General features: G+C 67.6%; 17 protein-coding genes. 6 read left to right on the forward strand and 11 right to left on the reverse strand.

Translation table 11 applies throughout. The features are described 5' to 3' along the window. Positions 1 to 165: 165 nt before the first annotated feature. Positions 166 to 2124 (forward strand): serine hydrolase, encoded by a 1959-nt coding sequence (locus F9288_RS09225; protein ID WP_217482612.1) that lies wholly within the window; start codon positions 166 to 168, stop codon positions 2122 to 2124. A 114-nt stretch (positions 2125 to 2238) separates the two neighbouring features. Here the strand turns inward: F9288_RS09225 and F9288_RS09230 are convergent, their stop codons facing one another. From F9288_RS09230 to F9288_RS09240, 3 genes are all read right to left on the reverse strand, one after another. Further along, positions 2239 to 3837 (reverse strand): serine hydrolase, encoded by a 1599-nt coding sequence (locus F9288_RS09230; protein WP_174836344.1) that lies wholly within the window; start codon positions 3835 to 3837, stop codon positions 2239 to 2241. A 32-nt stretch (positions 3838 to 3869) separates the two neighbouring features. Further along, positions 3870 to 5339, reverse strand: coding sequence for a serine hydrolase (locus F9288_RS09235; protein WP_174836345.1), 1470 nt, complete (start codon positions 5337 to 5339; stop codon positions 3870 to 3872). A gap of 115 nt (positions 5340 to 5454) precedes the next feature. Continuing rightward, on the reverse strand, positions 5455 to 7458 hold the full coding sequence (locus tag F9288_RS09240) for a serine hydrolase (RefSeq protein ID WP_254621142.1): 2004 nt from the start codon (positions 7456 to 7458) through the stop codon (positions 5455 to 5457). Positions 7459 to 7729: 271 nt separating this feature from the next. Here F9288_RS09240 and F9288_RS09245 point away from each other — a divergent pair, with 271 nt between their 5' ends. Next, positions 7730 to 8356, forward strand: a complete 627-nt coding sequence (locus F9288_RS09245; RefSeq protein WP_174836347.1) for a helix-turn-helix domain-containing protein — start codon at positions 7730 to 7732, stop codon at positions 8354 to 8356. Positions 8357 to 8475: 119 nt separating this feature from the next. Here the strand turns inward: F9288_RS09245 and F9288_RS09250 are convergent, their stop codons facing one another. Both F9288_RS09250 and F9288_RS09255 read right to left on the reverse strand, forming a co-directional pair. Then, positions 8476 to 9621, reverse strand: a complete 1146-nt coding sequence (locus F9288_RS09250) for a dipeptidase (protein WP_174836348.1) — start codon at positions 9619 to 9621, stop codon at positions 8476 to 8478. Between the two features lie 108 nt (positions 9622 to 9729). Then, on the reverse strand, positions 9730 to 11820 hold the full coding sequence (locus tag F9288_RS09255; RefSeq protein ID WP_217482613.1) for a prolyl oligopeptidase family serine peptidase: 2091 nt from the start codon (positions 11818 to 11820) through the stop codon (positions 9730 to 9732). A gap of 436 nt (positions 11821 to 12256) precedes the next feature. Here F9288_RS09255 and F9288_RS09260 point away from each other — a divergent pair, with 436 nt between their 5' ends. Further along, positions 12257 to 14977, forward strand: coding sequence for a TonB-dependent siderophore receptor (locus tag F9288_RS09260; RefSeq protein ID WP_254621143.1), 2721 nt, complete (start codon positions 12257 to 12259; stop codon positions 14975 to 14977). Positions 14978 to 15022: 45 nt separating this feature from the next. Here the strand turns inward: F9288_RS09260 and F9288_RS09265 are convergent, their stop codons facing one another. Further along, positions 15023 to 15514, reverse strand: a complete 492-nt coding sequence (locus F9288_RS09265; protein ID WP_174836349.1) for an Lrp/AsnC family transcriptional regulator — start codon at positions 15512 to 15514, stop codon at positions 15023 to 15025. A gap of 126 nt (positions 15515 to 15640) precedes the next feature. Here F9288_RS09265 and F9288_RS09270 point away from each other — a divergent pair, with 126 nt between their 5' ends. Together F9288_RS09270 and F9288_RS09275 are read left to right on the forward strand one after the other, a co-directional pair. Then, a complete protein-coding gene (locus tag F9288_RS09270) occupies positions 15641 to 16672 on the forward strand; it encodes a Glu/Leu/Phe/Val dehydrogenase (RefSeq protein ID WP_174836350.1) in 1032 nt (343 codons plus the stop codon). Next, on the forward strand, positions 16669 to 16908 hold the full coding sequence (locus tag F9288_RS09275; protein WP_174836351.1) for a hypothetical protein: 240 nt from the start codon (positions 16669 to 16671) through the stop codon (positions 16906 to 16908). The genes F9288_RS09270 and F9288_RS09275 overlap by 4 nt, the downstream gene beginning before the upstream one ends. Positions 16909 to 16918: 10 nt before the next feature. Here the strand turns inward: F9288_RS09275 and F9288_RS09280 are convergent, their stop codons facing one another. From F9288_RS09280 to F9288_RS09295, 4 genes are all read right to left on the reverse strand, one after another. Next, positions 16919 to 18067, reverse strand: a complete 1149-nt coding sequence (locus F9288_RS09280) for a hypothetical protein (protein WP_174836352.1) — start codon at positions 18065 to 18067, stop codon at positions 16919 to 16921. Continuing rightward, positions 18067 to 19110, reverse strand: coding sequence for a DUF1611 domain-containing protein (locus tag F9288_RS09285; RefSeq protein WP_174836353.1), 1044 nt, complete (start codon positions 19108 to 19110; stop codon positions 18067 to 18069). The genes F9288_RS09280 and F9288_RS09285 overlap by 1 nt, the downstream gene beginning before the upstream one ends. Positions 19111 to 19189: 79 nt before the next feature. Beyond that, positions 19190 to 19384, reverse strand: a complete 195-nt coding sequence (locus F9288_RS09290) for a hypothetical protein (RefSeq protein WP_174836354.1) — start codon at positions 19382 to 19384, stop codon at positions 19190 to 19192. Between the two features lie 222 nt (positions 19385 to 19606). Continuing rightward, a complete protein-coding gene (locus tag F9288_RS09295; RefSeq protein WP_174836355.1) occupies positions 19607 to 20857 on the reverse strand; it encodes a cysteine desulfurase-like protein in 1251 nt (416 codons plus the stop codon). Positions 20858 to 21021: 164 nt separating this feature from the next. On the opposite strand from F9288_RS09295, the gene F9288_RS09300 reads away from it, so the two are divergent. Next, positions 21022 to 22908, forward strand: coding sequence for a CocE/NonD family hydrolase (locus F9288_RS09300; protein WP_174836356.1), 1887 nt, complete (start codon positions 21022 to 21024; stop codon positions 22906 to 22908). Positions 22909 to 22930: 22 nt separating this feature from the next. Here F9288_RS09300 and F9288_RS09305 read toward each other — a convergent pair whose 3' ends face one another. Further along, positions 22931 to 24214 (reverse strand): dipeptidase, encoded by a 1284-nt coding sequence (locus tag F9288_RS09305; RefSeq protein ID WP_174838995.1) that lies wholly within the window; start codon positions 24212 to 24214, stop codon positions 22931 to 22933. Positions 24215 to 24282: the final 68 nt, after the last annotated feature.

Consider the following 24282-nt stretch of genomic DNA (forward strand, 5'->3'; position numbering starts at 1 on the left):
ATTGACGCGCCGCCCGACATGTATCCACACCGCGCGGCGGGTCATGGTCCTGCGTCTCCCGCGCGGTTGGGACTTGATCTCATCCCATATGGACAATATTGTCCCATTAAGAAAAATATTTCCGCGATTGGACTGGCCGCGCCGACGTGCCAGGGGGAGACCGACATGAAGCTGATGCTTGCACTTGCGCTGATGAGTCTCCCGCTGCCGGCGATGGCGCAGTCGTCCGCCCCCGCCGACACGCCGGGCAGGACGCCGGCCGGCGTCCAGTTCGTCCAGCCGAAGGACTGGACGATGCAGGCGAACGGCGCGGTGACGTCGTTCGTTTCGCCCGAGGCGGACTTGCGGATCGCGGTGGTGGATGTCGGCGGCGCGGCGGATGCGCGGGAGGCGGCGGCGAAGGCCTGGTCGCTCTATCGGCCGGCGCGCGCGCCGAATGTGCGGCTCGTCACCGCCGCGCCGGCGACCGACGGCTGGAGCGAGCGCGCCAGCATCGCCTATGAAACCTCCCCGGCCGAGCGGGCGGTGCGCAGCGCGTTGGCGCTCAAGCAGGGGCAGGCGTGGACGGTGATGCTCGTCGACGGCGCGGAGGCGACGTACAACAAGCGCTCGGCGGCGACGTCGGTCATCCAGGGCAGCTTGCTCCCCGCCGGATTCGCCCGCGAGACGTTCGCCGGCAAGGTCGCGCATCGCCTGACCCCGGAGCGCATCCAGGCGCTGCGCGATTTCGTCGCGCAATCCGCGCGCACGCTGGAGGTGCCGGGCGTCGGCATCGCGCTGATCGATCAGGGCAAGGTGGTGTGGGAGGGCGGCGTCGGCGTGCGCGCGCTCGGCTCGGCCGAGCCGGTCGATGCGCATACCAAGTTCATGATCGCCTCGAATACCAAGGGGATGGCGACGCTGCTGCTTTCCGTCCTCGCCGACGAGGGCAAGCTGAAATGGGACCAGCGCGTCATCGATCTCTATCCCTCGTTCCGGCTGGGCAATGAGGAAACGACGCAATCGGTGCTGGTGCGGCATCTCGTCTGCGCCTGCACCGGCCTGCCGCGCAAGGATTACGCCTTCATCCTCGCCGATCAGGGCGCGCCGGCTTCCGACACTTTCCGCCAACTCGCGCAGACCCAGCCGACCAGCAAGTTCGGCGAGCTGTTCCAATACAACAATTTGATGGCATCCGCGGCGGGCTATCTCGGCGGCGCGCTCAGCTATCCGAAGATGGAGATCGGCGCCGCGTTCGATCGGGCGATGCAGGAGAAGATATTCGATCCGATGGGGATGCGCGACACGACGTTCGACTTCGGGAAAGGCATGAGCGGCGACTGGGCGAAGCCGCACGGATATGACGTGGACGGCCGGATGACGGTGATGTCCAATTCGTTCAACTACACCGTCTATCCCTACCGTCCGGCCGGCGGTGCCTTTTCCAGCGCGGCGGACATGGCGCGCTACGTGCAGCTCGAGCTGTCCAAAGGCCTGACGCCGGAGGGCAAAAGGGTGGTGAGCGAGCGGAACCTGCTGAAGCGACGCGAGCCGGGGGTGCAGGTCGCGCGGGATAGCTGGTACGGCATGGGGCTGTTCAACCGCGTGGCCTGGGGCGTGCCGGTCGTCACTCATGGCGGCACGCTGCAGGGCTTCCACAGCAACTGGTATGCGCTGCCCGACCAGGGCATCGGCGCGGTGATCCTGACCAACGCGGATTCCGGCGCGTCAATGCTGGAGCCGTTCCTGCGCCGGCTGATGGAGGTGGTGTATGACGGCAAGCCCGAGGCCGTCGACGAGGTCAACGCCGCCGCGAGCCGCCTCAAGGCGCAGGCCAGGGCGCGCCGGGCGCGGCTGACGGTGCCGGGCGATCCGGCGGTGCTGGCCGCGCTTGCCGGAAGCTATCGCAGCCCCGAGGTCGGCTCGATCACGATCAGCGACCGCGACGGCGGCAAATGGATCAAGGCCGGATCGGTCGAGGGGCCGGTCGCCACGCGCAAGAATGCCGACGGCAGCGTCTCGATCGTCTCGATCGCGCCGGGGGCGATCGGCGTCGAGGCGCTTGTCGGCGCCAATGCCGACAAGGCGCGCACGCTGACCATTCGCGACAGCCAGCACGAATACGTCTACACCGAGGTGCGGTGAGGGGGCCGGCGGATCGTCCTTGACGGACGGTCCGCCACGTCTCCCGGCATCATCGCGACGAAAACGAAACGCCCGCCCGCGAGATATTGTCCTCGCGGGCGGGCGCGTATCGGATCAACGCCGGGCGGCGACCGGCGTGAACAGCAGGTCCTGATAATCCCAGCTGAAGTCCGCCAGCGGCGAGACCGCCTGCATCGTCACCCGATCGACCTTGCCCGTCGGGCCGAGCGCGAAAGTGACATAGGCCGGCTCGGCCGCCGGATCGTCCCAGCGCGTGCGGAAGCTGTCATATTGCCAATGCTCCAGCGTGCCGGTCATGCGCGGCGTCTGCTTGAAGTCGATGCGCAGCTTGCCGCCTACCTCGCGGATCGCGATCGGGCCATACCATGGATCGACATAATCCCCGGCATAATGCGCCAGCGGCAATGACGGGCCGACCTGCGCGCGGGCGGCGTCGGCGCGGCCGAGCGCGGCGAGCGCCTTCGCCTGACGATCGCGCTTGTAGGCGCGCCATGCCGCCGGCCAGTCCTGCGTCGGCTTTTCGAGATAATGGTCGAGCAACTCATATTGCAGGCCCTTGATCAGTTCGCCGTCCTCCGAGTTGATGAGGATCGTGAAGCCGACGTTCCTCTCCGGGATCAGCACCACCAGGGACTGGAAGCCGAACACCGCGCCGGAGTGGGAGACGATCTTGACGCCCTTGTAATCCTGCACGTTCCAGCCCAGCGCATAGGTGTTGAACATCGAGCCGGTGTCCTTGAGCGCGCCCTGCATCGGCGGGTTCGGCAACAGCACCACCGGCTTCCACATCTCCGCCGAGGCCGCCTCGCTGAACAGCCGCCCGTCGCCCTCCGGCAGCTTGCCGTGGGCGAGCTGGATCATCATCCAGCGGGCCATGTCGTTGGCGCTCACCGCCAGCCCGCCGGCCGGCGCGGCGTTGCGGCCGAGCTCGTCGCGCTCGTTGAGCACCGACTGGTCGCCGACGCCGCGAAACGCGCCATTGATCCGCGCGTGCGGCCACGCGCGGTTGACGGTGGCGAAGCGCGGCGCGCTGTCGCTGGTCGAGTTCTTCATCCCCGCCGCCTTCAGCACATGGCTGGCGACGAAATCCTCCCACGTCTCGCCGCTGACCTCCTCGATCAACTGGCCGGCGACCATGTAGAGCACATTGTCATAGGCATAGGCGCTGCGGAAACTGGTCGCCGGCTTGAGATAGCGCAGCCGCCGCACGCTCTCGCGCCGCGACAGGCTGGTGCGCGGCACCATCAGCAGATCGCCCTCGCCAAGCCCCAGCCCGCTGCGGTGGACGAGCAGGTCGCGCACCGTCATCTCGCGCGTGACCCATGAGTCATACATCGCGAACCATGGCACGTGGTCGATCACGCGATCGTCCCATTTCAGCTTGCCCTGATCGACCAGCACCGCGAGCGCCGCGACGGTGAATGCCTTGCCGGTCGAGCCGTTGGGGAAGATCGTGTCGGCGTCCACCCGGTCCGCCGCGCCGAGGCGCTTGATCCCGAAGCCGCGCGCGAAAGTGACCTTGCCGTTCTCGACGATCGACATGGCGACGCCGGGCACGCCGATGTCGCGCCGGAGCTGCTCGACCTGATCGGCGAGGCCGCTGGGCGGATCGGCGGCGGCGATCGACGGCGCGGCGGCGAGCGCCAGCGCCAGCACGGCGCGGGAAGCGAGCGAACGACGGGAGAGGGGCATGGGGCAGCTCCTTGATGGGCGACGGCGCCGGATCATTCGGGCTTGACGAAATGATAGGTTTCGTAGGGTTCCGAGGCGAGCGAGAGGCGCGGGTCCCGCGGGCCGCCGTAGAATTTCAGGCGATCATAGGGGCCGCCGGCGCGCGCGCCCGTGACCTGCTCATATTCGTCCGGCGCGATCTGCGCATAGGCGGTCTTCATGCCCTCCGCCGTGACCGTGATGACGTGCGGGGCCGGCATCTCCACCTTCAGGTCGTGCGCCGGATTGGCGGGGCGGGAATAGTCGCGACGGTTGGCGCGATAGGCGCCGAGCGGCGGCGGCGGGGCGTCCCCGGTGTAGCGCGGCGCGGGCGCCCGTGGAAACAGCCGCCCGATCAGCGCGTTGCGCAGCTCGGTCCGCGCGACATAGCTGCCCTGGCCGCCGGTGAAGGAGATGAAGAAGCCGATCCCCTGCGCCGGCGCGAGCACAAGGTCGGAGTGGAAATCGGCGGTGTTGCCGGCATGGCCGATCATGCGCGGCCCGGCCTCGCGCTCGACGAGGAAGCCGTGCGCCAGCCCCGGCATGCCGGCGACGTTGGTGAGCGAATCCCGCTCCAGCAGCGCGATGGATTCGGGGCGCAGGATGCGCTTGCCGGCGAGGGCGCCGTTGCCGAGGATCGCCAGCATGAAGCGCGCCATGTCCGGCGCGCTCGACGTCGCCGATCCGGCGGGCATGATCGCGCTGAGATATTCGAACGATCTGGGCACGAGCTGCCCGTTCACCAACCTGTGCCCGTCCGCCATACGCGGGGCGAGCGCGGCGGGCAGCGGCTCGCGGAAGGTGGTGGAGGTCATGCCGAGCGGCGCGAAGATGTGGCGCTCGACATAATCGGGATAGGCCTCGCCGGAGACGCGCTCGACGATATAGCCGGCGAGGGCGGCGCCGTAGTTCGAATAGGCGATCTCCGTGCCCGGCGCCCAGAGGCGCGCGGGCACATGCGCCTTGATCCATTGCTGGTAAGGAGTGAGCTTGTCCGGGCTGTCGGTAATGAAGCCGCCGACGTCGCTCATGCCGGGGCTGTGCGACATCAGGTCGCGCACGCGGATTGGCGCGCCCTGGAAATCGGGGATTCTGAAATCGAGGTAGCGGTTGACGTCGGCGTCGAGATCGACGCGGCCCTGCTCGATCTGTTGCGTCAGCGCCACCCAGGTGAACAGCTTCGATACCGAGCCGGGGCGGAACAGGGTGCGCTGGCCGTCGACCGGCACCTGCTTCGCGACATTGGCGAAGCCGTAGCCGCGCGTGAACAGCACGCGGCCGTTCGCCACCACCGTCACCACCGCGCCGGCCACCTCGCGGCTCGCGATCTGCTCCGCCATCACGCCGTCGACGAAATCCGCCAGCCCCGCGAGACGATCATCGGCGCGCGCCTGTCGCGCGGTCGCCGGCGAGGTGGGGGCGAGGAGCGCCACCGGCGCTGTGCAGACGAGCGCGACGCAGGTCAGGGCGCGGTTCAGGGGCATCGGGCTTCTCCGCAAGAGGGGAGGGGAATGGTGCCGCCGCGCCCCGGAAAGGCGCGGCGGTGACAAGGTCGAGGGGAGGCGATGCGGCGGGGCCTCGCCGCCGCATCGCGCGCCGTCAGTAGCGTGTCGACATCGACATCAGGTTGAACCGGAAGGCGAAGTAGAGGATCACCAGCGACGCCAGCAGCACCGCCACGCTCCACAGCCTGCCCGTCCACCTGCGCCCATCGCGCCACGCCAGCCACAGGTTCCAGCCGGCGATCCCGACCCCGCCGATGAAGACGATCGCGCCGATCACCTGCAACGCCATCAGGAGCGTGTCGAACCTGCCCGCGAGGTTCTTGAGGTTGCTGAACATCGCGGTGATGAGCGTCATCCACGCGATCAGCACGCCCGCCTCGAGGCCGGCGGCGATGCGCGTCGCGCGATACGCCTTCAGCGACTGGCCCGAGACGCCGAGCGGCGCGTTGTAGCGGCGGCGGATCGCCCAGCTCACCGGCCACCACAGGAAGGTCAGCAGCATGATCGCGAAGCTGGCGTAGAGCGCCGGCTTGAGCCACGAGGCGGAAACGCCGGCGGGCACGCGATCGAACACGATGAACGGCGACATCTCGTCCATGCTCCAGCGCACGACCTTGCCGTCCACCACCTTGGCGGCGAGGCGGTCATGCCCGTCGCGTTCGCGCCATACGAACGGCGCGATCTCGACCCACTGGCGCGGCCTTCCGCCGGCTGCCTTCAGCGAGGGGACGACCAGCTCGCCCTTCGCATCGACCGTCACCTCGGTCTGGCCGAGCAGCCCGAGCGCGGCGGTGAAGCTCGTCACCGAGCGGCGGCTGTTCTCCCACAGGCCGGTCATCATCTTCGCATGTTCCCGCGCGGTCCGCTCGTCGACCCGTCCGTCGGTGCCCTGGTTGGGGAAGTAGCGGTCGGCGAAATCCTCAAACAGCGCGTTGCGCAGCGTCCCCACCGCGCCCTGCCGGCCGGGGCTGTTGAACGACACGTAGAGCCCGACGTGATCGTTGATGAACAGGTGCAGCGAGGTGTGGAACGCCGCCGTGTCGCCGAGGTGGCCGATCACCTCATGCCCGTTCACGTTGGTTTCGAAGAAGCCCAGCTCCATCCGGTTGAGCGGCGGGATCAGCGAATAGGGATTGACCTTGTCGAGCGGGCTGTCGTGCATCAGCGCCGCGGTCCGTTCGCCCAGGATGCGGTTGCCCCCCAGCTCGCCGCCCTGGAGGTGCGCGAGCATGAACTTCGCCATGTCGATGCCGGTCGCGGAAAGCGCGCCGGCGGGCGCCGGGCCGATCAGCTCGAACTTGTCCGCCTCGCCCGGCTTGCGATAGCCGACCGCCATGTTCGGCACGAGCCGCGCCGGCAGCGGCTGGCGGAAGGTGGCGTCCTTCATGCCCAGCGGCGCGAAGATGTGGCGCTCGACATAATCGTCGAACGGCTCGCCCGAGACGCGCTCGACGATATAGCCCGCCAGCGCGGTCGCCCAGTTGGAATAGGCGGGCGTCGTGCCCGCGTCATAGACGCGCGCCGGCACCGATCCCTTGAGGAAGTCGCCGAGCGGGCGCAGGTGGCGCGGATCGTAGAAGATCACGTCCTTCGCCGCTTCCTCGAAGCCGGCGGTGTGCGTCATGATCTGTCGCAGCGTGATCGGCTGGCCGTTGCGCGGCGGGATCCTGAAATCGAGGTAGCGGTTGACGTCGGTGTCGAGGTCGAGCTTGCCCGCCTCCACCTGCTGCATCACCGCCGTCCAGGTCACGAGCTTGGAGACCGATCCGGGACGAAACAGCGTGCGGCCGGGATCGACCGGGATATGCTTCGCGACATCGGCATAGCCGTAGCCGCGCGCCGTCAGCACCTGGCCGTCCTTGACGATCGCCACCACCGCGCCGGGGATGTCGCCCGTGTGCAGCGCATAGGGCAGGTAGCCGTCGAGCCAGGTGTCGATATCCTCCTTGACCAGCGCGCGTCCCGCGCCGGGCAGGGGAGGGGCCGTGCGCGCCGGTGCTGGCGCCGCCTTCGCTGCCTCCGTCGGCGACAGGCTTGGCGCCAGCCTGTCGCTGCTCTGACCGATCGCCGCGCTCGCAACCAGCGCGACAGCTCCCATTGCCCAATTTCTGATCGACCGCATTGGCCACTCTCCGTGTTTTCCCGCGAGGCGCATTTGCCAATCCCCGTCAGGCGAGATGTGCTCACTATTGCTCTGTATGGGATTTATTATCCCAATTGGAGAATTGGTCAATTGCTCTCCGGCCCGGCCGGCGCTTTAATCGTTAATCCCCTGTTCCGGTCGGCGCGGGAGAGCGTTGCGCAGCCGCGCGCAACGATGCTACGCGAGGGGCGGATCAGCGAGATCGGGATCAGGCCGGAAGGACGGAATGGCGGAACGGCACTCGACGCTCGGAGCGATCGTAAGGGGATTGAGGGACAGCAACGGCTGGACCTTGCGCGAGATGAGCGAGCGCACGGGCATCCCGGTATCAACCCTGTCCAAGGTCGAGCACAATCGCCTGACGCTGACCTACGACAAGCTCCAGGAATTGAGCGCGCGGCTCAACATCCGCATGGCGGACCTGTTCGCGGACAGCGATCCGGCCCCGGCCAACTCCCCCGTCACCGCGCGGCGCAGCATCGGCACCCGCGAGAATGCCTTCCGCGTGCAGACCGCCAACTACGATTATTACTATCTCTGCGCCGAGCTGCGCCGGAAGCGGATGATCCCCAACATCACCACGATCCGCGCCCGCTCGCTCGGCGAGTTCGGCGCGCTAGTGCGCCATGCCGGCGAGGAGTTCATCTACGTGGTCGAGGGGCGGATCACCGTTCATACCGAATTCTACGATCCGGTGACGCTGGAGCAGGGGGAGTCGATCTACATCGATTCGAACATGGGCCATGCCTATGTCGCCGGCCCCGATTGCGACGAGGCGGTGACGCTGGCGGTGATGTCGAGCGCCGAGGACGATTTGATGGACTCGCTGATAACGATGCACGGGGAGCGCTGAGCCGCCGTCAGCGCGCCTCCCGCGCCACCATACGGCCGTCGATCAGGAGGTGACGCTCGGCTTGCCTTCCGCGAACGGATCGGCGCGCTCGAATGGCAGCGTCACTGTCCGCGCCGCGCTCATTTCCAGGTCGCGCCGAGCAGCCGGCGGAAATTGCCGCCCAGCACCCCGCGGATGTCGGCGTCGCTGTAACCGCGCTTCATCAGTTCCTCGGTCAGATTATACATCTTGAGCGGGCCGGAGAAGCCGTCGATGTCGATCTTGTCGCGGAAGCCGTAGCTGCCCTTATAGCCCGCCTTGAGCATCTTATACTGGTCGGGCGCCATCTTGTCGTAGCCGTAGAGATCGGAATCGGTGCCGATGCCGACATGCTCCGGGCCGATCAGCTTGCGCACATGATCGATGTGATCGACCACGTTGGCGACGGTCGTCGGATCGGTGGCGCTCACGAAGTTGCGCACCCCGGTGATGCCCATCACGCCGCCCTTCGCGCCCAGCGCCTTGATCGCCTCGTCGGTCTTGGTGCGGGGGTGGTTGTTGATCGCCCGGCAATTGCCGTGGGTGATGGCGATCGGCACCGGCGACGCCTCGATCGCGTCCAGCGTGGTGCGGTCGCCGCAATGCGAGGTGTCGACCAGCATGCCGACAGCGTTCATCGCCTTGACGATCTCCACGCCGAAATCGCTCAGCCCGCCGTCGACCCGCTCGGTGCAGCCCGATCCGATCAGGTTCTGGCTGTTGTAGGTGAGTTGGGAGCAGCGCTGGCCGAGCTGGTAAAAGAGCTCCACATCCTTCGGCGTGCGGAAATGATCCGAATCCTGGAGGCCCATGATGACCGCCACCTTGTTCTGCCGCTTGGCGCGATCGACATCGCCGATGTCGTTGACGAGCGTGAACAGGCGGTCGTTATGGCCGACGAAGGCGCTCCATCCGGCGAGGAACCTGAGGACGTTGGCATAGCCGTCGCGCCCGCCGACGCCGAAGGAATTGTGGAAGGCGGTGATGCCGCTGGCGCGGAAATCGGCGACCTGCGCGTCGGTGAGCTCGGTCGCGATGGTCTCCGGCCGCAGGTCCAGCGAGAGCGGCCCGAGCATGTCGATGATGATCGAGCTTTCCACCAGCTCGACGACGCGCTTCGGATAGGCGCGATGCGAGGCGGCTTCGACGCGATAGGCGCCGAAATTGACCATCGGGAAGGCGACGGCGCCCGATGCCGCCGCCATGCCACGGATCAGTGTCCGCCGTGACAGCCGGGACGTCTCCATGCCTCTCACTCCATCTTGATCTTGTTGATGCCCGGCAGTCTATGCGAATTACCCGTCCTGCGAAGATAAAATTTTCTATACAGGATAATTATTCGGGAATTGCTCCTGTCAGGGCTTCAGCTTCGCGTCGAGGAAGCGGACGGTCGCGCTGTCCGCGCGCAACCAGGTGTCATAGCGCAGGAAACCGTGGATCTCGTTGGGGAAGATCAGTTCCTCGAACGGCGTGCCCTGCGCCGCCAGCCGCCGCGCGAGATCGACCGTCTGCTCGAAGCGGACGTTGCGGTCGTCGTCGCCCTGGATCAGCAACACCGGCGAGCGCCACGTCCTGAGCGCGGCCTCCGGCGAGCTTTCGAACGCCAGCCGCGACAGTTCGGCGAAATTGTTCTGCTCATAGCGTTGCGGCGCGTTCCGCCCGATCGACCAGTCATGCACGCCATGGAAATCGACGCCGACCTTGAACAGGTCGCTGTCGCGCGCGAGCGCCTGGGCGGTGAGCAGGCCGCCATAGGAGCCGCCCCAGATGCCGAGCCGCCGGCCGTCCACCTCCGGCAGCGACTGGAGATAATGCGCCCCGGCGACGACGTCCTGATATTCCGAATTGCCGGTCGCGCCGGCCCTGAGCGGATGCTGGAAATCGCGGCCATAGCCGATGCCGAGCCGGTAATTCACCGACAGCACGACATAGCCGCGCGAGGCGAGATACTGGTTCAGCGCATAGCTGTGCGTGTAATAATCCATATAGGACCAGCCAAGCAGCATCTGGCGCGGCGGTCCACCGTGGACGAAGATCAGCCCCGGATGCCTGGCGCGGCCGTCGCGCGGGGTGAAGAGCTGGCCATGGACGAGCAGCCCGTCCGGCGCGGTGAAGGTGACGGGTTTCGGCGTGACCAGCGCGTTCGAGGGGAAGGCGGGATCGCTCTGCGACAGTGGGCGCCCATCGCGTCCGTCCGCGCCCGACAGCGTCACGCGCGGCGGGACGGCGGCGGTGGCGGCGATATAGGCCAGCTTCCCGTCCTTCAGCGGCGCGGGCAGCCATTCCAGCCCCGTCCCGCTGCTCAGCGCGGCCGGCCCCGGCCGGTCGATCGCGACACGGAACAGATGCCGTCGATCGATGTCACCCGCCGTGCCACCGGCATTGGCGCTGTAGAGCAGCGCGCGGCGATCGGGCGTCATCACGACATGCTCGACCATGAACTCGCCCGGCGTCAGCAGCACCGGCTCGCCGCCACTCGCCGCGACCGAATAGAGGTGCGCCCAGCCGTCCATCTCGGCACGGAAGGTCAGGCGGTCGTTCGCGCCCCACATCAGGAACAGGCCGTCCGGCACCGTCGGATAGGAGCCGCGCAACGTCCTGGGGCTTTGCCATATCGGCGCGCCCTCGCCGGTTTCGACGGAGGCGACCCATAGCGAGAAGGGATTCGGCATCGGCGTCAGCGGCGAGGCGAGGATGTCCGCGATGCCGGTCCGCCGCGCGAAGGCGACGCGCCTCCCGTCCGGGGACCAGACCGGCGAGTCATCGAACGCGGTTGCCGGCGCCAGCCAGATGATCGGATGATCCGCCCCGGCATAGACGCCGATGAAGCTATGGTCGCCGCGCCGCGAGACGAAGGCGAGCCGCGTGCCGTCGGGCGACCATGTCAGCTCGCTCACCTTGCCGCGATCGTAGAACAGCTTCTCCGGCTTGTCCTTGCCGTCCGCGCCCACAATCCAGGCCTGATTGTCGCGGATGAAGGCGATCCTGCCGCTGGCGGAGATCGCCGGTTCCTCGCCCTCCGCCACCTTCACCGGCGCGCCGCCGTCGATCGACGCCCATATCTCTATCTTCGGCTGCGTCACGGCGGAGGCGGGGTTGGCGGCGGGGAGGCCGTTCGCCCAGGAATTGTGCTCGACCGCGCCGCGCACCCAGGCGAGCACGCGGCCATCGGGTGAGAAGGCGAGCTCGGAGAGGTCCTGCCCGTCGTCGGCGGTGCCGTCGGTGAGGCGGCGCGGGGCGTAATCGGGCGCGCGCGCGAGCCAGATGTTGCGCCGCCCCTTGTGAAGCTCCATCCAGGCGATGCGATCGCCGGCCTCGGGCGCGCTCAGTTCCCCGACGAAGGTATAGGAGAGGAAGGACTCGAGGCCGGACGGCGCCTCGGCGCCGGCGACGCGCGGGACGGACAATGCGGCAAATCCCGCAAGCAGCAATGCGCGCTTCATCATGGCTTCGTCTCTCTCCCCTTGTTTCCATCGGCATCCGCCGGAAATCGCGCCACGCGGCGTGCGCGCCCTGACGGGCGAAAAGGTGCGACCCGAATCGGCTTCTACCGTTTCGATACGGAAGGCTATTGTCCCGATCAGGACTCGTCAATCGGCCTCGCTGCTCACCTGCCGTAATAAAATTGCCGTCCGCGAAGCGTTCACGCCCAACGGCGATCCGGCTACGACACATTTGCGTGACACGGGAATGACTATCCTATTAGGGACGTATTGTCTCATTCAGGATAATGTGCATTATTGCCGCAACACCCGGTCAAAGAAGTCGGAGGTCCGCTCGGAAACCGTTCAAGGGGGACGGCCAACGGGCGGAATGAGGAGGTATCCCATGCGCATATTGTCCAATATGTTCGGTAATCGGCGTGCGGCGAGGGGCGCCAGCATGGTCGCGCTCGCGGTCGCGCTTGCCCACGGTGGCGCGGCAATGGCGCAGACGGCGCCGGAAAAGGGCGCGGATTCGGATACATCGGACCGTGAGATCGTCGTGACCGGCTCGCGCATCGAGCGCGCCGGCTTCGACCAGCCGACGCCGACCACGGTGATCGGCGCATCCGAGCTGCGGATCGCCGCCAAGCCGAACATCCAGCAGGTGCTGAACGATTCACCGCAGTTCCGCGCGACCGTCACGCCGACCGTGTCGAGCGGCAACACCGCGACCGGCACCGCCCCGGTCGACCTGCGCGGGCTGGGCACCAACCGCACGCTGACGCTGCTCGACGGCCGCCGCTTCGTCGGCGACGGCAACCTCAACTTCGTGCCGATGAGCATGATCGAGCGCGTCGAGGTCGTCACCGGCGGCGCATCGGCGGCCTATGGCTCCGGCGCGGTCGCGGGCGTTGTCAACCTCATCCTCAAGAAGGACCTGAAGGGGCTGTCGCTCGGTGCGTCGAGCGGCGTATCGTCGCGCGGCGACGGGCAGCGTTATTCCTTCGACGGCTCCTTCGGCACCAGCTTCGCCGACGGGCAAGGCCATTTCATGATCGGCGCCGAATATGTCGACGATCATGGCATCCCCGACCGCAACTCGCGCCCCAATATGGGTAGTTCGGGGATCGTCACCACCAGCGCGGGAACGATGCTGGTGCGCGACGTCAATTTCGGCAACATGACGCGCGGCGGCCTCATCACCACCGGTGTGCTGGCTGGCCAGGTATTCAACAACGACGGCACGTTGCGGCCTTTCCGTAGCGGGACGCAGATCGGCTCCGCGCGCTTCAATTCGCAGATGGTCGGCGGTGAGGACGGCGTCGGCCTGTATGACGACGTCGGCGCCTCGACTCCCTTCAAGCGTTTCAATGCCTATGCCCGCGCTTCCTATGATGTCGGCAAGGCGACGCTGTGGGCGGATTTCTCTTACGGGCGGACCACGTCCAACGGAAAGTTCCTGCCCGATTACGTCGTGGGGCCGCTGACGATCTCGGCGACCAACCCGTTCCTTTCGCCCGCCATCCAGGCGCAGCTTGCGGCGGCCGGCGAGACCAGCTTCACCTTCAACAAGCTGTTCGACGACGCGTTCGAGCTGCAATACAATGTCATGCGCGAGAACAAGGAAGGCGCGATCGGCATCGACGGCAGCTTCGGCAATAGCTGGAAATACAGCGCGCACTACAGCCACGGCGAGGTCTATTCGGACCAGCAGGTCAGGAATTCGCGCATCGCCGCCAATTTCGCCAGGGCGATCAACGCGGTCACCAATTCCGCCGGCCAGATCGTCTGCGCGGTGAATGCCGATGCCATCACCACCAACGATGATCCGGCCTGTTCCCCGCTCAATCCCTTCGGCAGCGGCGCGGCCTCGGCGGCGTCCCTGGCCTATGTGCGCGGCACGCAGGAGAGCTTCACCACCAACAAGCTCGATGCCGCCGGCGTGTCGCTGCAGGGCGATCTCGTCAACCTGTGGGCCGGCCCGCTGACGATCGCGTTCGGTGGCGAGGCGCGCTGGGAGAGCCAGAAGCAGTCGCGCGGGGCGCTGAGCCAGATTTCCCCGACGATCTTCGGCCCGTTGACCCTCTACACCAGCGACACGTCGGGCGGCTTCAACGTCAAGGAAGCCTTCGCCGAAGTGGCGCTGCCGCTCCTCAATCTGGAGAACAAGGCGAAGATCGACCTGAACGGCGCGGCGCGTTATTCGGATTACAGCAACAGCGGCGGCATCTGGTCGTGGAAATATGGCGGCACCGCGCGCCTGTTCAACGATCTGCTGCTGCGCGTCACACGCTCGCGCGATATCCGTTCGCCCGGCATCGGTGAGCTGTATTCGGTGCGCTCGATCAACATCGCGCCGCTGGTGGACCAGGACAAAGCCGGGCGGACCGCGACCGGATATAACCCCAATCCGCAGACGGTGACGACCTACACCGGCGGAAATCCACTGCTCAAGCCGGAGATCGCCAACACCTTCACCGTGGGCGGTTCCTATTCGCCGTCCTTCGCTCGCGGGCTGAACTTCTCGGTCGACTATTATAACATCAAGGTCGACGGCTATATCACGACGCTTTCGGGGACGTTGCTGACGCTATCGTGCGCGCAAGGCAATGCCGCTTCGTGCGCCTCGGTGATCCGTGATTCCACCGGCACGGTGACGACGGTCTTCACCAACAACCAGAATATCGCGAACCTGGAGACGCGCGGGATCGATTTCGAAGCGTCCTATCTGCTGTCGCTCGACCGCGTGAATGCCCGTCTCCCCGGCTCGATACGGATGCGCGCGCTGGCGACCTATGTCGACAAGTTCGTGTTCAACAACGGCCTGACCAGTGTCGACACCGCTGGCGATGTGGGCGACGCCACGCAGCGGGCAGTGCCGAAATGGCGCGGCACGTTCAGCCTGAGCTATCAGAACTCTGGGTTCGGCTTCGATGCGCGGTTGCGGTATATCGGCGGCGGCCTCTATAACCACCTGCTCCCGACGCTGGTGAACAACCATATCGACAGCCGGACGTATCTGGACATCGGCGCGCAGTTCAAGGTGGCCGATCGCTTCACCTTCTACGCCAACGTCAACAATGTCTTCGATCGCGATCCGCCGCTCATCACCACGGGCAGCCCGCTCTACGACATCGTCGGGACCTATGTCACCGGCGGCGTGCGGGTGAATTTCTGACGCGATGCGGCCGGGCGGACGAAAAGGCCTTCGTCCGCCCGGACCCTAGCCGATCGGCAGGGCGGTGGTCGATTTCAGTTCCGAAAGGGCGACGGTGGAATTGATCTCCTGCACGCCCGGCAATTTCGACAGATGGTCGAAGAAGAAGCGTTCGTAAGCCTCGATATCCTCGGTGACGATGCGCAGCATGAAATCGAAAACTCCCATCAGGACATAGGCTTCCAGCACCTCGGGAAAGGAGCGGATCGCCTGGGCGAACTCGTCGAGATGCGCGCGGCCGTGGGCGTTGAGCTTCACCTGCGCGAAGATCTGCGCGTTCAGCCCGACCTTCCTGCGGTCGACGATCGCGACGCGGCGGACGATCACGCCTTCCTGCTCCAGCCGGTCGATACGCCGCCAGCATGGCGAGCTGGACAGGCCTACGCGCTCGGCGAGCTTCGCGGTCGATTGCCCGGCGTCGCGTTGCAGCTCGTTCAGGATCCTGCGCTCGAACGGATCGAGCGGGACGGGGGGGGTTTGTTCTGCATTGTTCGACATGATGGTGAAGTTTTTCCCGCTTTCGCTGTTTCTGGTCAAGATCGGTGAAAAATTCCCCTGGAAACGCGATAAATTCGCTTTCGAAAAATTCCGGTGGAGGTGATGATGGCCAGGGCGGTTCATGCGATGGGAACCACGCCCGAGCATATCGTGCTGCTGGAGGATGACCGATCCGGCCTGAAGGGCGTGATCGTGCTGCACTCGACGCAGCTTGGCCCCGCGCTTGGCGGTTGCCGCTTCCGGCGTTGCGACGATCTGGCGGCGATGCATGGCGAGGCGCTTCGGCTGGCGGAGGTCGCGACCAACAGGCACGCGATCGCCGGCCTGCCGCTGGGCGGGGGGCAGGCGGTGCTGGCCGTGCCGGAACGGCCGTTCGACCGCGCGCGGTTGTTCGAGGCGTTCGGCCGTGCGGTGGCGCGTTTCGGCGGGCGCTATCTCGCCATCGGCGGCCTTGGCATGACCGCCGATGACATGGCATCGATGCGGCGCACGACGCAGCATGTCGTCGGGATCGCGGACGACGTGTCGCGATGGACCGCGCGCGGCGTGTTCCGGGCGATGGAAGCCGCCGCGCGGCAGCGGTTCGGCAAGCCGCTGCGGAATATTGTCGTCGCGGTGCACGGGCTGGGCGATGTCGGCGCGCATTTGTGCGGGTTGCTCCACGGCGCTGGCGCAAGGCTGATCGTTGCCGATCCTTGCGTGGAGGCGACCGCGACGATGGCGGCGCGCTACGGCGCGCGGGTGGTGGAGGGCGACGCGATCTTCCACGCGCCGGCCGATATCTTCGCGCCCTGCGCCGGCGGCGGCACGCTCGATCGCGACCGCATCGCTGGCCTGCGCGCGAAGCTCATCTGCGGCGCGGCGGACGGCGTGCTGGCGACGCCGGACGGCGGCGAGTTGCTGGCGGCGCGCGGGCTGCTGCTTGCGCCGGATCATGTCGTCAACGCGGGTGGCGCGATCGCGACCGCGGGCGAGTATTTCGGCTGGGATGCCGCGGCGGTCGAGGCGCGGGTGGACAGCATCGGCGACCTTTTCGCCGACTTGCTCCGCCACGCCGACGCACAGGGCATCACGCTCGGGCAAGCCGCCGATTGTCTCGCCCGTCGCCGTATCGCCGAGGGTGCGGCGAGCCGGTCGCCGGTGGCCTACGCGCTGTGAGCACCTTCCATCTCGAGCTGGCGCCCGACGCCGGCCTGCTTTGCCGCGTGATCGGTCTGATCGCGCAGCGCGACCTGGAGATCGAACGGATCGCCGCGCAGCCGGATCGCGCGGGGATGCTGCGTCTCAGCCTCGAAGTCCGGGATCTGGATGCATCTTCGGAATCGATCGTCGCGGCGAAGATGGCGCGGCTGGTCGGCGTGACGGCGCTGCGGATGGAGGCGGCGGCCGCCTGAGCATCGCCCGTCAGGCCGGTTCCGACACGCCGTCCGCCGATGCGTCGTCCCCGTGCCGGATCAGGCGCGCCACGCCGAGCGTCAGCAGCGGGACGATATAAACGGCGAGCAGGGCATAGGCGAGGTAGCGATAGCCGCTGCCGATCAGCGCGATCAGCCCGATCCGGTCGGCGACGAAGATGCACAGGATGAGCAGCGCCGCCGCGATCCCGCCGCGCGCGCGATGGGATAGGTCGACCCCCCGGCGATGCCGCCACACCGCCGCCACGCGCTCGTTGATAGCATGGACCGATCCGGTGCCGCTCTCCAGCAGCGCGGCGAAGATCATCGCCTGGAACAGCAGGTGGAAGACGGGAATGCGGAGCTGCTGGAGCAGGAAATCCGACGGCAGCGCGAGCGCGGCGATCCCGGGATAGAAAGCGACCATGCAGATGAAGAACAGCAGCGCCGGCAGCATCGCCATCGGCCCGGCGACGACACCGGCGATCACCGCGTCGCGCCGGCTGGTGAGATGCCGCATCACCGGCAGGATGACGACCGCGCCGACGACATTGTAGCTCGCATAGGTCAGCCCGCCCATGGCCCATCCGGCGGTCGGCGCTGGGAGGGTGAAGGCATGCGCGATCCGGTCGCCGAAGCGCGTCAGCGCCAGCACGACGAACAGGGCGTAGACCCCGTAGAGCAGGAAGGTGACGTATTTGAAGAGGCGTTCCACCGAGGCGTTGCCGAAAGTGGCGACCAGCGCGATCGCGGCGGCCAGCGCGAGCGTGCCGACGAGCGGCGGCAGGCCGAGCGTCGCCGCGCCGATCGCGCCGGCGGCGGCGCCGAACACCGACAGGATCAGCACCACGAACAGCACATAGGCGACCTCGAACGCGATCCAGAACGGGCCGAGCAGCTCCTGGAAGAAGCTGCGATAGTCATAGGTGCGCGTCGCGTGCGCGAAGGAGAATGTCACCGCGCAGACGAGGCTCCATATCGCCATCGCCAGCAGGATCGCGGCCAGCCCGCCGACCGGCCCGCTCGGCAGGAAGAACTCCGCCAGTTCGCGCCCCGTCGCATAGCCGCCGCCGATCACCACCGCCTTGAAGGCGAAGCCCGGCAGCAGGAAGCGTTGCAGCCAGGTCGATCGCGCGGGGATGGAGGCGGGCGCCGTCATCAGGCGAGACAGGCGTCGACCAGCCGATCGAACAGCGGCCCGCGTCGCATCGGATCTGCGACCGGCAGGCCGAGACGGCGGCTCTCCTGCTCCATCAGCGCCTCCGCTTCCGCCGCCGGAAGGTGCGAGGTGTTGAAAGCGACGCCGCCGCAGCGGATCGACGGATTCGTCCGCCGCCCGAGCGCCAGTGTGAGCGAGACCACTTCCTCGACGCTCGGCACTTCATAACCGGGGGCGCCGAGCACTTCCCGCCGCCCCGGTTCGTGGCACACCACGACCACGTCGGGCTGGCTGCCGTGCAGCAGGCCGAGCGAGACGGCGGCATAAGCGGGATGCAGCAACGATCCCTGGCCCTCGATCACGTCCCAATGGTCGGGGGCGGCGTCGGGCGAGAGGATCTCGGCCGCGCCCGCCTCGAAATCCGAGACGACCGCGTCCATCGGCATTCCTCCTCCGGCGATCATGATCCCGGTTTGCCCGGTCGCGCGGAAATCGCAATCAATTCCGCGCGCCGAAAAGGCGTCGGCCAGCGCAAGCGCCGTATATTTCTTGCCGAGCGCGCAATCGGTGCCGACGGTCAGCAGGCGGAGGCCGGCACGCTTGCGCCCGCTGGCGATGGGGATGTCGGCGGGCGGCACGCGCACATCGATCAGCCGCCGGCCGTGGCGCACGGCCGCCTCGGCGAGGCCGGGGACGTCGGCCAGGCGGACATGCATCCCGCTGATGATATCCAGCCCGGCGGCCAGCGCCCCGACCAGCGAGGCGCGCCAGCTTTCCGGGATGAAGCCGCCGCGATTGGCGACCGCGATCACCAGCGCGCGCGCGCCCGCCGCCGCCGCCTCGGCCGGCGTCATACGCGTCAGCCCGATCCGCACCGCGTCTTCCGTCACCGCGCACTCGCCGACGCATTTGTCCCCGGCCCAGTCGCGCAGGCCGAACGCCGTCTTGGCATAGCCCGGCTCGGCCACGTCGCCGACGAACAGCAGATAGGGTGTCGGCAGCGCAAGCGAGCTTGCCGCCGGCGACGGCGCGGCATCGGTCATGGGATGTGGAACTCCGTGTATCGCTTCGCCGGTAGGGGCGGGAGAGAGGGGGTGCGGCGCCTCGGCGTGGTCCATCGCGTCAGGCCTGTGCCGCGACGATCGGCGGCGGCACCGCCGATGGATGGGCCTTGTCGCGGCGGAAGATGTGGCTGAACGCGACGGCGGACTGCGCGGTGGCGCTTTCCCGCGCGGCGAGCGGCGTCCATGCGATCGGGTAGGCCGATGCTGCGGCCAGCGCGGGCGGCGTGATTTTCGAGGCGCTGGGCAATCGCATGTCGGCTCCGTTGCTTGATCCGGCGCGCAGCCTATCAGGATCAGGAAGTTTCCGTCTAGAGAATATTGCGCTTAATGGGATTAAACGATCCCGATTGACAAAGCGGTGTCGATCGGGCCTGCTCATGGTGGAGGATCGACCGATGATACCCTCGACCAGCCTTCGCATCGCCGCGCTCGCCCTGCTCGCCGGCGCAGGCAAGGCGCCGGATTAGGACTGGTCCTAGCTTCCGCGAAGCGCCGTCAGGATCGCGTCGAGCGCCTGCACCGTCCGGTCGATCTCCGCGACGGTGTTGTAATGGCACAGCCCGAGCCGCAGCAGCCCGCCGCGCTCGGTTAGGTCGAGGCGCTCGATCGTCTCGACGGCGTAGAAATGTCCCGCCCAACTGTAGATACCCCGTTCGCCCAGCGCGGCGGACACGTCCTGCGGCGACGCGCTGGCGAAGGTCATGCCGAAGGTCGGCACGCGCCCCTCGGTGGAGGGTGGGCCGTGGAGCGTCACGCCCGGCAGGATACGCAGGCCGTCGAGCAGGCGCTGCGAGAGCGTCCGCTCGTAATCGGCGCAGCCCGCCATCGCCGCGCGCAGCCGCTCCCGCCGGCCCGCCGCCTCGGGAGACAGCAGCGTGCCAAGGGCAGCGAGATAGTCGATCGTGCCGAGCACCCCGGCCTGCGCCTCGAACGAGGGCGTGCCGGTCTCGAACCGCCGCGCGCCGTCGTTGCCGGCCGGGCGCACCTTATAGGCGGCGAGCCGCTCCATCACCTCGGCGCGGCCCCATAATATGCCCTGGTGCGGGCCGAAGAACTTATAGGGCGAACAGACCAGCAGGTCGCAGCCAAGCCGCGCCACGTCGGTCGCGACGTGCGGGACGGACTGCACCGCATCGACGAACAGCAGCGCCGGCGAATGCGCCTTCACGATCGCCGCGATCGCGGGGACATCGTTGAGCGTGCCGATCGCGTTGCTCGCGCCGCCGACCGCCACCAGCCGCGTCCGCGCGCCGAGCAGCCCCGGCAGCGCGGCGAGGTCGAGCGTGCCGGTGGCAGGATCGAAATCCAGCCAGCGCACCGTCATGCCGCGATCCCGCGCCACCAGCAGCCATGGCGAGACATTGGCGTCATGGTCGAGCCGCGTCACGACCAGCTCGTCCCCCGCGCCCCAATCGGCGGCCAGCGCGCGCGACACCGCGAAGGTGAGCGAGGTCATGTTCGGCCCGAAGGCGATTTCCCGCGCGTCGGCGCCGAGCAGGTCGGCGATCGCCTCGTGCGCGGCGGCGCTCAGCGCCCCGGTGTCGCGCGAGACGGGGAAGGCGCCGCCGACATTGGCGGTCCCCCGCTCCAGATGGCGCGTCATCGCGCGGATCGCATGGACGCAGACCTGCGTCCCACCCGGACCGTCGAGATAGATGCGGCGCCCGGCTTCGGGATAGTCCAGCGAGGGGAAGGAGCCGCGGACAAAATCGATCGGGAAGGGCATCGCTCGTCACTCCGCGCGGGGTTTCCGAACGACTAGCCGCCGCGCCGGGCGGCGACAATATGGTTTTCCTATCGCGCTTGACGTGTCCCAATCAGGACAATAGCCTTTCGCTCGAAAGCAGGATGCGGCGGCGGGTCCGCTCGATCCACAGGGGAGCCTTTCGCATGAAGCGCCTGATGCCGGGCTTGCTCGCCGCCGTCCTTTGCGCCCAGCCGGTGATGGCGCGGGACGAGCTTGCCGTTTACTCGCCCGATGCGCTCGACCGCGCGCTGGCCGGGGCCGCCGATGCGCGGCTCGCCGTGCTGGTGCCGATGCGTGACGGCGTGGGGCTGTCGACCGACATCTACACGCCGAAAAGCGGCAGCGGCGGGAAGTTCCCGGTGATCCTGTGGAAAACGCCTTACAACGAACACAAGCTGCGCGGATCGACGCTGCGCTACGCGATCGAGGCGACGCGGCGCGGCTATGTCTTCATCATGCAGAACGAGCGCGGCCGCTATTTCTCCGAAGGTAAATACGAAATCCTCGGCCGGCCGCAGACCGACGGATACGACACGCTGAGCTGGATCGCGGCGCAGCCGTGGTCGAACGGCAAGGTCGGGACGCTCGGCTGCTCCTCCTCGGCGGAATGGCAGCTCGCGCTCGCCGCGATGCATCATCCCGCCCATGCGGCGATGGTGCCGATGTCGGCGGGGGCGGGGATCGGCAAGGTGGGCCGCTTCCAGGAGCAGGGGAACTGGTACACCGGCGGCGTGCCGCGCACCCTGTTCGCGCCGTGGATGTATGCGGTCGACAATCCGCTGCGCGCCGAGCTGCCCAAGGGGCTGGACGAGAAGACGCGCGCATATATCGAGCAATATAACGACCTCAATGCGAAGAAGCCGGCGGTCGACTGGACCGTGCACATGCAGCGACTGCCCTATGATTCGATGATGAGCAGCCTCGGCGAGCCGCCCGCGACCTTCGATTCCCTCGTCCATCGCGCGCCGGCCGATCCGGCATGGCGGACGGGCGGGCTGTATCACGACGACATGGGCTGGGGCGTCCCGGCCCTGTGGTTCAACGCCTGGTATGACGTGTCGATCGGCCCGAACCTGGAGCTTTACAACCATGCCCGCAAGGTGGGCGCGGATGAGGCCGTGCGCGCCAACCAATATGCCGTCATCGCGCCGGGCACGCATTGCAGCTACGGGCGGCTCGGCCCGAACATGAAGGTCGGCGATCGCGACATGGGCGACGCGAGCTTCGATACCGATGGCGCCGTGTTCGGCTGGTTCGACCGCTGGCTGAAGGGGGACAGGAACGCCTTCGCCGCGAGCACGCCGCACATCCGCTATTATCTGATGGGCGCGAACAGGTGGATGGCGTCGGAGCAATGGCCGCCGGCGGGCGTCACCATGCGGCGGCTGTATCTGCGCAGCGGCGGCCACGCCAACGGGCTGGATGGCGACGGGCGGCTCGACGCAGCCGCGCCGCCCGCCGGCGAGGCGGCTGACCGCTATCGCTACGACCCGATGAACCCGGTGCCGACGCGCGGCGGCGCGGATTGCTGCAACGGCGGGCTGGTGCAGCCCGGCGTGTTCGATCAGCGCCCGGTGGAGGCGCGCGGCGACGTGCTGGTCTATACCAGCGATCCGCTCGACAGGCCGGTTAACGTGGTCGGCTTCGTCGATGCGGTGCTGAAGGTGTCGTCAAGCGCGAAGGACACCGATTTCGCGGTCAAGCTGGTCGATGTCGCGCCGGACGGCACGGCATGGATCATCGCCGACACGATCCTGCGCGCGCGCTATCGCGACGGCTTCGACCAGCCGGCGCCGATGGAGCCGGGGCGCACCTACACCATCCGCCCGACGCCGATGACGACCGCGATCCAGTTCGGCGTGGGCCACCGCATCCGCGTCGAGGTGACCTCGTCCGACTTCCCCAAGTTCGAGCGCAACCTCAACACCGGCGGCCCGAACGAAAGCGAGAAGCTGGGCGTGGTCGCGGACAATGTCGTGCGTCACGCGGGCGAGGACGCATCGTTCATCGACCTGCCGGTGATGCGCTGATCCGGCGCGGTGCGCCGGCCCGCTAGCGGGCCTTGGGAGCCGTCTCCGCCGCGTCCACCGTCGCCTCGTCGGCGTTGGTCGGCGGCTCGGCGCGCATCGCGTCGGCGACCTTCTCCGCCGCCGCCATCACACGCAGGATGTTGCCGCCCGCGAGCTTGGCGACATCGGCGTCGCTCCATCCCCGGCGCATCAGTTCGGCGAGCAATGCGGGATAGGTCGAGACGTCGCCCAGACCCTCCGGCAGCAATTCACCAACGCCGTCGAAGTCCGAGCCGATGCCGACATGATCGACGCCCGCCATCTTGGCGATATGCGCGACGTGATCGGCGACCTCCGCCAGCGTCACGCGCGGCGCCGGGTGCTGGCGATGCCATTCCTCCATCGCCGCTTTGGCCTTGTCGGGCTGGCCGATCAGAAGCCCGCCATAAGGCGGCGCGTTGAGCCGCGTGCGTTCCGCCGCCTCGTCCGCCGACCAGCGACGATAGGCGTCGGAGATGTAGATCGGCGCGAAATTCACCATCACCACGCCGCCGTTCGCCTTCACGAGCCGGAGCACGTCGTCCGGGACGTTGCGCGGATGGTCGTCGATCGCTCGCGCGCTGGAATGGGAGAAGATCACCGGCGCGCGCGAGACCTTGAGCGCGTCGCGCATCGTATCCTCGCTGACGTGGGCGAGATCGACGAGCATGCCGAGCCGGTTCAATTCGCGCACCACCAGCCGGCCGAACGGCGTCAGGCCGCCGTGGCGCGGGTTGTCGGTCGCCGAATCCGCCCATTCGAGCGTCCGCACATGCGTCAGCGTCAGATAGCCGGCGCCGAGCGCGTGATAGGCGCGCAGCACCGACAGGCTGCGGTCGATCTGGCCGCCGCCCTCGACCCCGATCATCGACGCGATCCGCCCCTCGCGGTGGATGCGCATCACGTCCGCCGCCGTCCGCGCGAGCGCGAAGTCGCGGGGATAGCGGCCGACGATCTGGTGGATGAGATCGATCTGCTCGAGCGTCTCCTCCACCTGCCGTGGGCCGGGCAGGTCCGCAGATACATAGACCGACCAGAATTGCCCGCCGACCATGCCGCGCTTCAGCCGCTCGATATCGGTGTTGTACGGCTGCGGCCGGTTCGCGAGGCCGCGCTCCAGCGGCAGGGTCCAGCGCTTGTCGCCCTCGCGGCCGCGCAGCACCTCGGGCCAGTCGTTATGGCCGTCGATCAGCGGAGTTTCTTTCAGCACGCGGGCGACGCGCGCGGCATAGTCCTGCGCCGCCGCCGGAACGGCGATCAGGCTGGCGGCGGCGAGGAACGCGATCATTTTGGCGGTCAACGGTAATCCCCTTCGAACATTGGGACAAAGGCACGTCCGGCGCGGGAGGATGTGAC

The organism is Sphingomonas sp. CL5.1 (genome assembly GCF_013344685.1).
Lineage (GTDB): Bacteria > Pseudomonadota > Alphaproteobacteria > Sphingomonadales > Sphingomonadaceae > Sphingomonas.

Coding starts and splice junctions, on each gene's coding strand:
- F9288_RS09225 (WP_217482612.1), top strand. CDS start 166: ATGAAGCTGATGCTTGCACTTGCGCTGATGAGTCTCCCGCTGCCGGCG.
- F9288_RS09230 (WP_174836344.1), bottom strand. CDS start 3,837: ATGCCCCTCTCCCGTCGTTCGCTCGCTTCCCGCGCCGTGCTGGCGCTG.
- F9288_RS09235 (WP_174836345.1), bottom strand. CDS start 5,339: ATGCCCCTGAACCGCGCCCTGACCTGCGTCGCGCTCGTCTGCACAGCG.
- F9288_RS09240 (WP_254621142.1), bottom strand. CDS start 7,458: ATGGGAGCTGTCGCGCTGGTTGCGAGCGCGGCGATCGGTCAGAGCAGC.
- F9288_RS09245 (WP_174836347.1), top strand. CDS start 7,730: ATGGCGGAACGGCACTCGACGCTCGGAGCGATCGTAAGGGGATTGAGG.
- F9288_RS09250 (WP_174836348.1), bottom strand. CDS start 9,621: ATGGAGACGTCCCGGCTGTCACGGCGGACACTGATCCGTGGCATGGCG.
- F9288_RS09255 (WP_217482613.1), bottom strand. CDS start 11,820: ATGATGAAGCGCGCATTGCTGCTTGCGGGATTTGCCGCATTGTCCGTC.
- F9288_RS09260 (WP_254621143.1), top strand. CDS start 12,257: ATGGTCGCGCTCGCGGTCGCGCTTGCCCACGGTGGCGCGGCAATGGCG.
- F9288_RS09265 (WP_174836349.1), bottom strand. CDS start 15,514: ATGTCGAACAATGCAGAACAAACCCCCCCCGTCCCGCTCGATCCGTTC.
- F9288_RS09270 (WP_174836350.1), top strand. CDS start 15,641: ATGGGAACCACGCCCGAGCATATCGTGCTGCTGGAGGATGACCGATCC.
- F9288_RS09280 (WP_174836352.1), bottom strand. CDS start 18,067: ATGACGGCGCCCGCCTCCATCCCCGCGCGATCGACCTGGCTGCAACGC.
- F9288_RS09285 (WP_174836353.1), bottom strand. CDS start 19,110: ATGACCGATGCCGCGCCGTCGCCGGCGGCAAGCTCGCTTGCGCTGCCG.
- F9288_RS09290 (WP_174836354.1), bottom strand. CDS start 19,384: ATGCGATTGCCCAGCGCCTCGAAAATCACGCCGCCCGCGCTGGCCGCA.
- F9288_RS09295 (WP_174836355.1), bottom strand. CDS start 20,857: ATGCCCTTCCCGATCGATTTTGTCCGCGGCTCCTTCCCCTCGCTGGAC.
- F9288_RS09300 (WP_174836356.1), top strand. CDS start 21,022: ATGAAGCGCCTGATGCCGGGCTTGCTCGCCGCCGTCCTTTGCGCCCAG.
- F9288_RS09305 (WP_174838995.1), bottom strand. CDS start 24,214: ATGATCGCGTTCCTCGCCGCCGCCAGCCTGATCGCCGTTCCGGCGGCG.